Origin of the sequence: Mycolicibacterium sp. MU0053 (assembly GCF_963378095.1) — a bacterium.
Taxonomy (GTDB): Bacteria; Actinomycetota; Actinomycetes; order Mycobacteriales; family Mycobacteriaceae; genus Mycobacterium; species Mycobacterium burgundiense.
The window spans coordinates 1,793,827-1,807,576 of the sequence record NZ_OY726397.1 but is presented as its reverse complement, the minus strand read 5'-3'; the positions used below and the strand labels follow the sequence as shown (position 1 = coordinate 1,807,576).

General features: G+C 63.1%; 10 protein-coding genes and 1 pseudogene. 5 read left to right on the top strand and 6 right to left on the bottom strand.

Annotated elements, in window-relative coordinates; genetic code table 11:
• Position 1: 1 nt before the first annotated feature.
• The 5 genes and pseudogenes from RCP80_RS08545 (at position 2) to RCP80_RS08525 (ending at position 7,009) form a co-directional block, all read left to right on the top strand.
• Positions 2 to 1,201 (top strand): amidohydrolase family protein, encoded by a 1,200-nt coding sequence (locus RCP80_RS08545; protein WP_308481918.1) that lies wholly within the window; start codon positions 2 to 4, stop codon positions 1,199 to 1,201.
• A gap of 3 nt (positions 1,202 to 1,204) precedes the next feature.
• Positions 1,205 to 3,568: a CaiB/BaiF CoA transferase family protein gene (locus RCP80_RS08540; protein ID WP_308481917.1), complete on the top strand. Its 2,364-nt coding sequence runs from the start codon at positions 1,205 to 1,207 to the stop codon at positions 3,566 to 3,568.
• Entirely contained in the window at positions 3,565 to 5,022 is a 1,458-nt protein-coding gene (locus tag RCP80_RS08535; RefSeq protein ID WP_308481916.1) for an aldehyde dehydrogenase family protein, read from the top strand. Before RCP80_RS08540 ends, RCP80_RS08535 begins: the two co-directional genes overlap by 4 nt.
• A gap of 96 nt (positions 5,023 to 5,118) precedes the next feature.
• Positions 5,119 to 5,940, top strand: a pseudogene (locus RCP80_RS08530) (mycofactocin-coupled SDR family oxidoreductase); the annotation flags it as partial.
• Between the two features lie 94 nt (positions 5,941 to 6,034).
• A complete protein-coding gene (locus RCP80_RS08525; protein ID WP_308481915.1) occupies positions 6,035 to 7,009 on the top strand; it encodes a zinc-dependent alcohol dehydrogenase in 975 nt (324 codons plus the stop codon).
• A 55-nt stretch (positions 7,010 to 7,064) separates the two neighbouring features.
• Here RCP80_RS08525 and RCP80_RS08520 read toward each other — a convergent pair whose 3' ends face one another.
• The 6 genes from RCP80_RS08520 to RCP80_RS08495 all read right to left on the bottom strand — a co-directional run bounded on the left by RCP80_RS08520 (position 7,065) and on the right by RCP80_RS08495 (position 13,665).
• A complete protein-coding gene (locus RCP80_RS08520) occupies positions 7,065 to 7,526 on the bottom strand; it encodes a cupin domain-containing protein (protein WP_308481914.1) in 462 nt (153 codons plus the stop codon).
• 31 nt (positions 7,527 to 7,557) lie between these two features.
• Positions 7,558 to 8,769, bottom strand: a complete 1,212-nt coding sequence (locus tag RCP80_RS08515; RefSeq protein ID WP_308481913.1) for a cytochrome P450 — start codon at positions 8,767 to 8,769, stop codon at positions 7,558 to 7,560.
• Positions 8,770 to 9,068: 299 nt separating this feature from the next.
• Complete coding sequence (locus RCP80_RS08510; RefSeq protein ID WP_308481912.1) at positions 9,069 to 10,274, bottom strand: cytochrome P450; 1,206 nt, start codon at positions 10,272 to 10,274, stop codon at positions 9,069 to 9,071.
• A 63-nt stretch (positions 10,275 to 10,337) separates the two neighbouring features.
• Entirely contained in the window at positions 10,338 to 10,880 is a 543-nt protein-coding gene (locus RCP80_RS08505) for a helix-turn-helix transcriptional regulator (RefSeq protein ID WP_308481911.1), read from the bottom strand.
• A 99-nt stretch (positions 10,881 to 10,979) separates the two neighbouring features.
• Positions 10,980 to 12,404 carry an aldehyde dehydrogenase gene (locus tag RCP80_RS08500; protein ID WP_308482757.1) on the bottom strand — a complete coding sequence of 475 codons (1,425 nt, stop codon included), beginning with the start codon at positions 12,402 to 12,404 and terminating at the stop codon, positions 10,980 to 10,982.
• 148 nt (positions 12,405 to 12,552) lie between these two features.
• A complete protein-coding gene (locus tag RCP80_RS08495; protein WP_308481910.1) occupies positions 12,553 to 13,665 on the bottom strand; it encodes an NDMA-dependent alcohol dehydrogenase in 1,113 nt (370 codons plus the stop codon).
• Positions 13,666 to 13,750: the final 85 nt, after the last annotated feature.

Sequence of the window (13,750 nt, the reverse complement as noted above, 5' to 3'; positions counted from 1 at the left end):
CATGAATGCACAACTCATTTTCGATGTCGACAGCCATGTGACGGAAACAGCGAACATCTGGACCCAGCGGATGCCAACCAAATGGGGCAACCTCATTCCTCATGTGGAGTCCGTCGACGGAGTCGAGTACTGGGTCGTCGGCGACAAGAAGATGGGATCGGTGACCGCGTCGAGCTACATGCATCTGGACGCGGAGACGGGTGAGCGCAAGCGTCAGCCACCGAGCAACCAGTTCCTGACGAACGCCGCGTACCGCGATCTGCATCCGTCGTCCTATGACCCGCACGCCAGGTTGGCGGTCATGGACGAACTGGGCGTGCAAGCATCGGTGCTGTACCCCAACCTCAATCTGGTCGTCAGCGATCTTCACGAACAGGTCGACGACCCCGAGTACAAGATTCAGATCATCCGTGCCTATAACGACTGGCTGGTCGAGGAGTGGGCGGCTGCGGACCCGGACCGACTGATTCCGGTGGCTCTGGTCGCCTACTTTGACGCCGAGGTCGCCGCTGAGGAAGTGCACCGCTGCAAGGAACTCGGACACCGCGGCCTTGTCATGACCGGTATGCCGCAGCTCCATGGCAAGCCGCCGCTGGCCGACGATTCCTGGGCACCGCTGTGGAAAGCGGCTGAGGACACCGGCATGTCAGTGGGCTTCCACGTGGGCGCCAACGAAGGAATCCTGGAGAAGTACGTCAATGCGGACCGATTGGCCGCCGAGGGGCCCCGCCGCATGGGTGCGCGCACCGTCACGGAGGCGTTCCTGGACAACGCATCCTCGATGAACGACCTACTGCTGTCGGGAATCTTGCCGAGGTACCCAAAGCTGAAGTTCGTCATGGTCGAGACCGGACTCGGATGGGTGAACTTTTGCCTGGAGTCTGCTGACTACCACTTCGAACGTTACGGGGTCCGCAACGACTGCCCGGATTTCACTGAGCTTCCCAGCTTCTATTTCAAGCGCCAGATCTACACCACCTACTGGTTCGAAAAAATCGAGCAGTTCCATGTCGACAAGGTGGGCGAGGACAAGATCATGTTCGAAACCGACTACCCGCACTCCACTTCACTCGACGTCGCCGATGTCCAGTGGGCGCTGAACGAAGGTATGGCGGGGATCTCGGAGGAGGCCAAGCACAAGATCCTGTGGGCGAACGCCGCAGAACTCTACGGGGTCCGTACCCCCGCGCTCGCGGGCTGAGACATGTTCCAACCGCTTGAAGGTTTGCGAGTCCTGGACCTGTCGACCGACCTTGCCGGAGCACGGGCATCGGGGGTCCTCGCCGACTACGGAGCCGACGTCGTAGTGGTTGAGCCGCTCGGTGGTGCCCCGCGTCGCGACGAACTAGCCGTCGACTACGCGGTTTTCCACCGCGGCAAACGTGCTGTCGAACTCGATGTGCTCTCGCCCAGTACCGAACGGGAACAACTGCTTACAGCCGCAGACGTGCTCATCGAGACTTGGGCACCGACCGAGGCGGCCAAGCACGGCCTGGACCGTCAGACGTTGCACGCGCGTCATCCGGCACTCGTACAGTGTTCGATCACCGGATTCGGAGCCGATGGTCCTTACCGCGACGTCGCGGCACGCGAGTCGCTCGTGCACGCCCTCATCGGCACCATGGGTGAGCAGGTCGGTCACCGGGACGGCCCCATTTACGAGGGGCTACCGTTTGCCTCGATCGGGGCCGGTTATCTCGGGGCACTCGGTGTGCTCGCGGCACTTTTCGGCCGGGCCCGTGACGGAGTGGGGCGTCATGTCGAAACCTCCCTGTACGACGGCGCCTTGGTCTATCTGGCGATGATGTGGGGTGAGACTGACACCGGGCAGCAGAACACGGCTCACACCGAGGACTCGTTCATGCCGGCCGGAAGTGGGCGGTTGATCACTGGCAGCTTCCGCTGCGCCGACGACGAGTACATCGGTGTGCACACCGGCGCGGTGGGGGCGTTCGGCCGGCTGATGAAACTGCTCGGTTTGGACTCTCAGATCCCATCCGATGTCACCGGCCTGGACATGGGTATACCCCTTACCGCACGCGAACAAGAGATTCTGCACGGCAGCATCCACGACATTTTCGCCAGCAAGCCGCGCGCGGAATGGGTTGAGGCCATGGCCGAAGCGGACGTGTGCGGTATCCCGGTGCTGCGTCCCACCGAGGTTTTCGACGAGCCGCAGACACGCCACAACGGCATGGTGGTCACCATCGACGATCCGGTATTCGGCCCCATCGAACAGGTAGGGCCGCCGGCACGGTTCTTCGGCGAGCGGGAGATCTCCTTGCGCCCCGCACCCCAGCCGGGTGAGCACACCCGCGAGGTGCTCGCCGAATGGGCCGATCCGAACCATGATCGACCGTGGGTGGGCTCGGCCCGGCCCGACGATCGCGCGCCACTGCAGGGTGTGAAAATCCTTGATGTGGGCGCGATGTACGCCGGCCCATGCGCTTCTCGTCACATGGCGGACTTCGGGGCAGACGTGATCAAGGTTGAGCCGGTCCGCGGTGATCCCTTCCGGGGTCTACCAAGCCTCTTCCGCAACTGTCAGGCCGGTAAGCGTTCGATAGCGGTCGACCTGAAGGATCCTGCGCTGAGCACCACGAGAGAACATTTGGCCGCTTGGGCCGACATCGTTCACCACAACATGCGCCCCGGCGCCGCGGAGCGAATGGGCGTGGGACACAGCCAGATCCGCGAGTTGAACCCCGACGTCATCTACGGCTATGCCGCCGGATGGGGATCGGATGGACCGTTTGCGCGCCGGCAGAGCTTTGAACCGATGTTGTCCGGCTACGTCGGGGCGGAGTTCGAGGTCGCTGGCCAATTCAACGGTCCCCTGTACCCACTGGGAAATGCCGATCCGGGCAATGGGCTCATCGGTGCCATCACCATGCTGATGTCGCTGCTGTACCGGGAGCGCACCGGCGACGGTGTGTACTTCGAGAACCCACAGCTCAATGCCACCATGACCCACATGGCTCACGTCGTGCGACAGGCCGATGGCACAGTGCTGGGCGCGGGAAAGCTCGATCCCCTCCAGTACGGCATCAGTGCACTGGACCGCCTCTATGAGACCGCCGATGGTTGGATATGCATCTCGGTGCAGACGCCCACGGAGATCAGGGCGTTGCAATCGGTCACCGGATGTGAACTGCTCGACCAACGAACGACTGTGCAGTCCTGCCAAGACATCGACTACGAACTCGGTATGGCGCTGGCAGATATCATCGTCGGTCAACCGAGCACCTACTGGCACGCTCAGTTCGACACGGCGGGGGTACCCGCCGCCGAGCCGAAGCCATTCAACAACCGTGCTTTCATGCGCGATCCCGAGAATGTCCGCACCCGTCGCGTCGCGGTGGTTGCGCATCCGCAGGAGGGGACCATCAGAGAACCCGATCAGTACCTGCGAATCTCGCAAACGACGATGCCGCCACACCGACTCGCTCCGCGGCTGGGCGAACACACAGCTGAAATCTTGAACGGACTTGGAATGACGGCGGAGCTGATCGAAGACCTCAACACGCGACAAGCGGTTCGGCTCGACATCGAAGGACGGCGGACGTGAGTCACGACAATCGCTCAGCTTGGCGAATGTATGTCGGCGGTGAGTGGATCGAGGCGGCGAGCGGAGCCAAGTACTCCACCGTCAACCCCGCAACTGAGGAACCCCTCGGTCCGATACCACACGCCGGCGCCGCCGATATGCGTGCGGCGATTGCCGCTGCTCGCACCGCCTTCGACCGCGGCCCGTGGCCGCAGCTGCCGCTCGGAGAGCGGTATCGCATAATCCACCAGATCGCGACGCTGATGGAAAAGCACCAACATGAACTTTCCGAGCTCGTCGTTCAGGAAACCGGTGCCACGACCTACCTCGCGAGCCAGGCGGGGCCTATCCAGATCATGCACGATACCGCCGATCTCGTGTTGTCACAGCCGTTCGCCGAGTCGCAACAGCCACTGGAGTTCGGTGGTCGGCTGCTGCAGACGCAGGTACTGCGCCAGCCAATCGGTGTATGCGGACTACTGCCCACCTGGAACGCGCCCATCATGATCGCGATCCGCAAGATCGCACCAGCGCTGGCAGCGGGATGCACCATGGTGTTGAAAGCGCCGCCGCAAACCCCGCTGTCACTACTGAAGCTTGCCGAGATCATCGCTGACTCCGATCTGCCCCCAGGGGTTTTCAACGTCGTCACCGGTGAGGGCATCGAAGCCGCCGAAGAACTCGTGACCAGCCCCGATGTCGACATGATCAGCTTCACCGGAGGCCTGTTCGCGGGGCGTACCATTCAGGCCAAGGCCGCAGAGACCGTTAAACGGGTCGTGCTCGAGCTCGGCGGAAAGTCCGCCAACATCATCCTGGATGACGTCGACCTCGACCAGGCGGCTCAGATCGCCGCACTGCCAGCGTGTTTCGGAGCAGGACAAACGTGCTCGATGCTGTCGCGGGTGCTGGTCCCCCAAGCCCTGGCGGCAGGACTCGTCGAGCGGATGGCCGCGATCGTTGCCGGCCAACAGATCGGCGATCCGCTCGATCCGCAAACCGTTATCGGTCCGCTCATCCGCGAGGAGCGCCGCGCGGCTGTCGAAGGCTACGTGGCCAGCGGGCTTGACCAGGGCGCACGTCTGGTAACCGGCGGACGTCGCCCCGCGCACCTGAATCGGGGCTACTACTACGAGCCCACAATCTTCACCGACGCCAACAACAGCATGACGATCGCCCAAGAGGAAATCTTCGGTCCAGTGCTGACGGTGATCCCGTACGGTTCAATCGACGAGGCGGTGGACATCGCCAACGACAGCATCTTCGGTCTGCAGGCGAACATCACCTGCCGCACCACCCAGGAAGGCCTGCGACTGGCTCCTCGACTGCGCAGCGCAGCCGTGGCGATCAACGGTGCCATGGACGGAATCCGGGCTCCCCGAGGCGGATTCAAGCAGAGCGGGATCGGGCGCGAGATCGGAAAGTGGGCCCTGGACGACTATCTGGAGTATCAGGCCGTGACCTATCCGCTCTGAGCGGCTGCGCTCCCCTGGCGAGTTCGCCGAGCTGAGGTCGATTTGGATCGTTGATTCCGAACACGCCCACCAGAAGGAGTAGTCATGGCAGGCTAGTTCGACGGCAAGGTCGTGTTCATCACCGGGGCTGCGCGTGGCCAGGGGCGGTCGCATGCCGTTCGGTTCGCCGAGGAGGGCGCTGACATTCTCGCGGTCGACATCTGCGACCAAATCGACTGTGTCGGCTATCCGATGCCCACCCGTGCGGACCTCGACGAGACCGTCAAGCTCGTCGAAAAAACCGGGCGCCGGATCGTTGCGGAGCAGGTTGACGTCCGGGACTTCGACGGGCTGACGGGCGCCGTGACCCACGGTGTGAACCAACTGGGTCGCGTCGACTTCGTGCTCGCCAACGCGGGTATCGGCCCCATGGTCGGTGAACAGCGCCACGATATCGCCTGCTACGTCGACGCGGTGGACGTGATGCTGAATGGGGTCTACTTCACGATCGAGGCGGCACTGCCGGCGCTGCTCGACCATGGCGACGGTGGCGCGATCGTGATCACCAGTTCGACCGCCGGATTGAACAGCCTGTGCCCCACGTTCGGCGTCCGCACCCACGGTTTCGCCGGTTATCACGCCGCCAAACATGGCGTCATCGGCCTGATGCGCTACTACGCCACCGCTCTGGCCGAAAAGAATATTCGCGTCAACACGGTGCACCCGACCGGCGTTGCCACGCCATTGGTTCTCAACGAGGCTGTCGCGCAATACATGGCCGAACACCCGGAAATCAACTCCGCATTCGAGAACCTGCTGCCCGTCGAACTCCTCGAACCCGCCGACATCTCCGCGGCGATGGTGTACCTGTGCGGGCAATCCGGCCGGTACATCACCGGAATTACTTTGCCGGTCGACGGCGGTCTCACCGTCAAGTAGGCGCACTCAGCCCGACGTGCGCTCTTGGGTACCGGTACGGATGCTCCGGGCGCAGCCGTCCCCTATGTTTCCCCGTTATGCGAACCACCGGGTCATGGCACCGTCCCACAGCACCTCTGTCCATCGACGGACCCTGCTGATGCGCGCGGTGCGGATGGCCGGCGGCGTACCGGCACTGATGAATATCGAGGAACCGTCGGGCGACTGGCCGCTACTCCAAGTCCGCTCGGCCGGCATCTGCGGCAGCGACCTAACCCTGCTGCCATCGGGTCTGCCGGTGACGGTTGGCCATGAGATCGCGGGGACCTTCGACGGAAAGAGGTATTGCGTCGAGCCGACGGTGCGTTGCGGTGTCTGCGACCAATGCCTCGTCGGTGCCACGCAGCGCTGCCGTGGGACGGCACCGCACGGACTGCTCGGGGTGAACTTCGACGGCGGTCTCGCCGACCAGGTGCGCGTCCCAACCGAGTGCCTGGTGCCCCTTCCCGAGGGCCTGCCGATCGAAGACGCCGCACTCGTCGAACCGCTCGCCGTGTGCTGCCACGCCTTGCGCAGGGTATCGGTTTCACCGGGGGACCGCGTACTGGTGGTCGGTGGGGGAAGTATCGGCCTGTTGGCGGTCGCCGCGGCGCGCGCCCTGGGCCTCGACGTCGACCTTGCGGCACGACACCCGCACCAAACGGAGGCCGGTCACCGACTGGGCGCCGGCACTCCCGCTGGCGAATACGACGTGGTGGTGGAATCGGCGGGCACCGAATCATCGTTGGCGACCTGCGTCGAACGCGTTGCCCCGGGCGGCCGCGTTGCGGTCGTCGGTGTGTCCGCAGCGGCGCGGCCGATAGCAGACATCGCCTTCATGATGAAGGAAATCAGCGTGGTCGCGTGCACCTGTTATGGCCACGGCGACCACGGCCGAGATTTCACCCAGGCTGCCGGCATCATCGCCGCCAACCCGCAGATCGCCGCCACCGTAATAACGCATCGCTTCCCGCTCGCGGATGCGGCGGAGGCGTTCCGGGTCGCCGCCGATCGCGCGGTGGGCTCGATCAAGGTCGTCCTGCAGCCGTGACAGCTGCCAAGCGGATGGACAAAGGACGTGACCGACGCCGCGGGAGCGTGCCCGGCTACTGCAAAAGGCTGCCGACCGCGGCCAGGGAGGCCGGATCGCTGAAGTCGACGTCCACCGCGGCGCCGTCGACCTCGAAGGAGAGCAGGTGACCTCCGGCAACGGTGGCCAGTTCCATCGTGGTGCAGCCATCGGGGCCCATGACGTGCGGTCCATAGAACTCGCCCGCAGACGACGCCCAGATATCACCCGGGTGCAGCCACTGACCGTCGACTTTCAGCGAACCGCTGACGACCAGCTCGAGTCGATCGCTGCGATGCGCATGCCGCGGCAGGACGTAGTTAGGAGGGAACTTGATGACGACGACGAGGGGGGTGTCCTCGTCAGTCGCATCGCCAAGTGCATGAATGGCCGTCTTCATGCCCTGCAATTCGCCTGCGGCAACTACGGTTTGGGCCCACGGCGCCCCTTCCGGAGCGGCCTGCCAGTAGCTGTCGTCGGCTATCCGCCACACTTTCATTGCTGCCTCCTCTGTGCACCTTGATATCGGTTCAACGGTCGGCCTGCGGCCGGCCCGGCGTGTACTTGATGCCGAGCGACTCGTAACCCCACGTGCCGCCATTACGGATGTCCGGACCATCTTGGCTGACCACCTGGATATCCGGCATTCGTTTGAGAATCTCCTCTAGGGTCACCCGCATCTCGAGTTCAGCAAGGGGCGCACCAACGCATCTGTGGATACCGTGGCCGAAGGTGACGTGAGGGTTTCTACCTCGATCCAAGCGGAACAGTTCGGGATCTGTGAATCGTTCTTCGTCGTAGTTGGCCGACCCGAACAACAGCAGCACGCGGTCGCCCGCTTTGAAACTGATCCCGTCGATTTCGATGTCGCTATGCACTGTGCGAGCCGGGCAATGGGCCGGTGACGCCATACGCAGAACTTCCTGCACGGCCGGTTGCACCAGCGTTGGGTCGGCTATGAGTTGCGCACGGGCCTCGGGAAATTGGTTCAAATACACGACAATGGACGCGAGGCCGCTGACCGTTGTCTCCAACGCGCCGCCGATCGCAGTGAACACCAATCCAATGCACTCGTCATCGGAGAACTGGGTGCCCGCCTTCGTGACATGCGTCGCTATCGCCGAGATCAAATCGTTCTTCGGCTCTGCGCGCGCTTCGGTAAGCACTCGCACAATGAACTCGAGCAAGTTCTGACCCGCGGCGGCCGCGGTCGAAGGATCCTTGTCGGGCGGAGCCATCATGGTGGACAGCCATTCGTAGCAGCGCTCCCCATCGTCGAGTTCGAACCCGAAGAACTCCGCTATCACCTGGCCGGGAAGTCGCTTCGCAAACTGGGCTATGAAGTCGGCCTGTCCGTCACCGATGAAGGAATCGATAAGCACGCCAACCCGTTCGCGGACCCGCGGTTCATAGCCGGCCACCGCGTTGGGGGTCAGGAACGGCATGAAGACACTGCGGTAATCGGTGTGCTGCGGTGGATCCGATTCAGACGGAATGCCGCGGCTGGGAAACGGCAGTGCCGGTAGTACGATTCCCTCACCTGAAGTGAAGACGTCCGGCCGACGCAGAATCTTGATGATCGTGTCGTACTTACTGACCACCCAGAAGCCCCCGAGCTGGTCCGAGCGCGTGATGGGGCAGTTCTCGCGCATCTCGCGGTAAACGTTTAGTGCTCGCTCCGAGAATCCTTCGGTCGTGTGGTCGAAGTGGTCGCGGAACTCAGCAAACTCGACGGTGGTCATCGTCCTCCTCTGCACTGGTCGGGTGCAGTACGGAGATTACAAGTGGCGAATGCCCCGCAACTCAGTACCACTACCGAGACAGAACTCGCACGGCTCCGACTACAAATGGCCAGAAAGCCGGGAGTACATTGGCGTCCCCATCCCCCCGGTTGTGGCCGCCGAGCAGACGGGTGGACACCGCTGCTCTGCCCCGTCAGGTTCGCAGCTGGCAAAAAACTTTCACGCCCAAGCGGCCCGTGTTGAGCGGTGCCCGACAGACGACGCGGCGGCCCGCTGCGCGAACCCGAATCGGTGCCAGATTAGCTGGTCTGCACCACCGGGCGCGCAATGAACTGGACGCCCAGTGTTTCGTAGTCCCACATGGCACCGTTCTTGATGACGGGGCCCGATCCACTGATCACTTGAATGTCCGGCATTCGTTTGAGAATTTCCTCAAGCGTCACCCGCATCTCGAGTTGGGCCAGCCCCGCCCCCAAACAGCTGTGGATTCCGTGACCGAAGCTGAGATGCGGATTGTCGCTACGATCCAGGCGAAAGGACTCCGGGGTCGCGAACCGCCGGCCGTCGTAGTTCGCAGATCCGAACAACAACAGGACCCGGTCAGCGGCTTTGAAGGTGACTCCGCCGACCTCCACATTCCTTCGCACCGTTCGTGCCCGGCAGTGGGCGGGCGGTGCCATGCGTAGCACCTCCTGCACGGCCCGATCGACCAAGGACGGGTTGGTGATGAGTTGCGCGCGCACAGAGGGCAATTGGTCCAGATACACAACGATCGACGTGAGTGCACTGACCGTCGTCTCGAGCGCGGCACCGACGGCGCTGAATACCAGGGCAATGCATTCCTCATCCGAGAACTGTCCGGCCCCTGCTCTGACGTGACTCGAGATCGCTGAAATTAGATTGCCGTCGGGTTCTGCGCGCGAGGCAGCCAGCATGCCCACGAAGAATTCATGCAGACTGTCGGCTGCTGCGGCGGCGGTTATCGGGTCGCCATCCGGCGGATTCAGCATCTCGGATAGCCACCCGTAACAGCGCTCTGCATCGTGGCGTTCGAAGCCGAAGATCCCCGCCGTTACCTGGCACGGGAGCCGCGACGCGAACTGCGCGACGAAGTCCGCCTCACCGTCACCGATGAACGAGTCAATCAGCGCCCCGACTGTTTCACGGACCATCGGTTCGTGGCGCGCTACCGCGTCGGGAGTCAAGAACGGCATGAGGACACCGCGGTAGTCGTGGTGCAGCGGTGGGTCTGATGCGTTCGGTATACCACGGCAAGGAAACGGCAGCGCGGGAATCACCGCAGCCTCGGCGGACACGAAAACATCTGGCTGAGAGAGTATCTCGACGGTCGCGTCGTAATTGCTGACTACCCAGAAGCCACCAAGTTGGTCGGAGCGGGTGATGGGGCAATGCTCCCGCATCGTGCGGTACACGTCCAGCGCACGCTGCGAGAAGCCCGGGATTGTGTGATTGAAGTGATCACGGAACCCAGCCAACTCAGGCAACGGTCATCTCATTCTCCTCCACGCATCGGTGGGCGCGATGTCAGCGTAGGTAGCACATCTCAGTCAGAAGCCGAAATATGCCGCGCGCCTGACGAGCTCGATACGGGAGCGGATTCCCAGCTTGCGATACGCGTTGCTGACATGCGACTCGACTGTGCGCTCGCTGATGAACAGGCGATCACCCATTTGCCGTGCGGACGCACCCTGGCAAGCCATCGCCACGACCTGCAGTTCGCGTTCGGTGAGTGGCTCGGTATATGCCGGCGCATCAGGCAGCGTGGCGGACGCGACGCCCTCGTGGCGACGGATGATCAGCGTTTTCGATGAGTTCCACAGTTGTTCGCTGAGCTGGCGGAAGCGCATCCCAACAGCTACCTCTTCGGGGGAAGCCTCGCAGCTGTGCGAACCGTTGAGCACTGCCAGCGGCTGGCCGGCGATGATAATCGTCCGTACTGCAGGATCGGCGATGAGTTCGGCGAGCGCGTCGAGAATCTCCTGCTGCGTGGCCAGGCCGTCGCCACGCTCACCAGGATGAGCCGTAATCCAGCCGACACCAGCCGCGTCGACGCGAGTCGCAACTGTGACACAACGATCAACAACGTTCACTGATCACCTCGCTGCTCGTGGACGGAATCAGACAAACAGGGCAGCACCCGGCCGTTCCGGATCCTGTCCGTACGGCTCCTGGCGAGCTCCGGCCGCCACTCATGCCGGACACGTTATCGCCTGTAGCTCGACATAATTCAATAATCCTTCAGGACCAGACTCCCGGCCGACACCACTCTGCTTGAATCCACCGAAGGGTGTGGTCAGTTCGCTGCTCGCGCCGTTGATGCTCAGCTGGCCGGTGCGTACGCGGCGAGCGAGGTCGACTCCGCGTTCGACGTCGGCCGTCCAAATGCCGCCGCCAAGTCCGTAGCGAGAATCATTGGCGATACTCACCGCGTGGTCCTCGTCGTCGTAGGCGAGCACCGCCACGACGGGGCCGAAGATCTCGTCTTGCGCGATCGTCATGGCGTTGTCAACATCGCAGAAGATGGTGGGTTCGATGAACCAGCCGGCAGGAAGTGCTGACGGTCGCCCGCCGCCCGCCGCGATGGTGGCCCCCTCTGCCAAGCCAACGCTGATGTAGTGCTCGACACGTTGCCGCTGCCGCTCCGAGACAAGCGGACCGATCTCGGTGGTCGGATCGGTTGGATCGCCGATCTTCATCGTCGGGACCATCTGGCATAACGCGTCGACAACCTCGCCATACCTGGCTTTGGGAGCCAGGACTCTGGTCTGATTCGTGCAAACCTGACCGCTGTTGAGGAACGACGCAAAACGAAGGCCCTGCACGACGGTCGGGATATCAGCGTCGTCGAGGATTATGGCGGCCGATTTGCCACCGAGTTCCAACGAGTATCGGCGGATGGCGCCCCCGCAAATGGAAGCGATTCGCATGCCCGCTGCCGTCGATCCGGTGAAGCTGACCTTGTCGACCCCCGCGTGACTCACGAGGTACTCCCCCGACTCCGGACCTGCTGGAACAACGTTGAGCACGCCCTCGGGCAACCCCGCCTCCGCGAAGATCTCCGCGAGCAATAGTCCGTCGAGCGCCGTTTCCGGGGACGGCTTGGCTACGACCGTGCATCCACTCAGCAGGGCCGGGGCCAGCTTCACCATGAATGCGCTGTGCGGGGTGTTCCAGGGCACGATAGCGGCCACCACGCCCACCGGAGCCTGCCTGACAAGGGATTGTCCTCGTTGCTGCTCAAAATTCCAGCTGCCCGCGAGTTCCAAGTAGTAGTCCAGAATGTGCTGCGGATAGCCGACTTGCAGCAGACCCGAAATCGAAGAGGGACAACCCATTTCAGCTGTTATCAGCGCCGATATCTCGTCGGCTCGGGTGGCGTAGATCTTGCGGGCCCGCTCCAGAATGGCGATCCGCTCCAGCACCGGCATCCGCGGCCACGGCCCCTCGTCGAACGCCTTACGAGCCGCTGCGACGGCTCGGTCGATATCGGTGGTCGACGCCGCCGGCGAGCTCCCTAGGCGTCCCTCGGTCACCGGTGAGATTATTTCGATCGAGTCACCCGTCGCCGTGGGGAGCCACTGTCCCCCGATGTACAGGCCCTCGTACTCTGGGATCGTTGTTTCCATCACTTCCGTCACCTTCTCGCATCCCGCAATGGTCTTCTGACTTGGCGATCTCCGAAATGACACCGGCGTCACGGTCACCGCCGGCACCCGTCCTCGCGCGAGGCTTGGGCAGCGGTTCCCGGGTCGCATGCCCTTGCTACTCGTAGCGCAGAACACCGCGGATATTGGCACCGGCCCGCATCGCCTCGTATCCCTCGTTGACCCCTTCCAGCGGGTAGGTGTTCGTGATCAGACCGTCGAGCTCGAGCTGCCCCTCGCGATGTAGGCCGATCATCTTCGGGATGTCGGCGCGGGGGTTGCCAGAACCGAACACCGCGCCCACGACCTGCTTTTCCATGAGTGTCAAGTCGAGCAGACTGATGGCTGCCGAGTACTCTGCGGCCGGGTGAATGTTGGTCACGACGACTCGGCCCCGTTTTGACGCCAACGCCAGTGCCGAGCCGAGGAACTCACCGGAGCCGATGCCCATCGTCATGATCACCTTGTCCGCCATCCGCCCCCAGGTGAGTTCCTGTAGGGCCGGCAGCGCCTCATCGAACGAGCTGAAGGTGTGGGCTGCACCGAACTTCATTGCCATGTCGCGCTTGAACTCCACCGGATCAATCGCGACGATGTTCTTTGCGCCCGCCAGTTTGGCGCCCTGCACCGCGTTTGCGCCGATACCGCCGACGCCGACCACGACCACCGTGTCGCCGGGTTGCACCTCGGCGGCGTAGACCGCCGACCCCCATCCGGTGACGACACCGCACCCCAGGAGGCAGGCGAGTTCCAGGGGGAAATCGTCGTCGATCTTCACGCAGCTCGCTTCGTTGACCACCGTGTGGTGGGCGAAGGAACCGAGCAGGCACATGATCTTGAGGTCCTCGCCACGCGCATGGTGACGGCTGGTTCCGTCGCTGACCTGCATCCCGGCTGCGAGCATGGCGCCGAGGTCACACAAGTTCTGGTGACCGGTCGAACAGCTCGGGCAGAGCCCGCACGCCGGAATGAAGCTGAACACCACATGGTCGCCGACCTTGATCCAGCTGACCCCCTCTCCGACCTGCTCAACTACGCCGGCCCCTTCGTGGCCACCGACAATCGGCAGGGCGAACGGAATATCACCGGTCACGAGGTGTTCGTCGCTGTGGCACAGCCCGCTGGCGGCCAACTTCACCAGCACCTCGCCGCGACCAGGCGGATCCAATTCAATCTCTTCGATGCTCCACGGAGTGTTCGGCTCCCAGAGCACTGCAGCTTTCGTCTTCAACGTCGATACCATCCTTTGCTCGAGCGTTCGTGCTTATCGTTTCGCCTGCTTGAGATTTCAACCGCGCGGAAGTCACGGGCTGAAG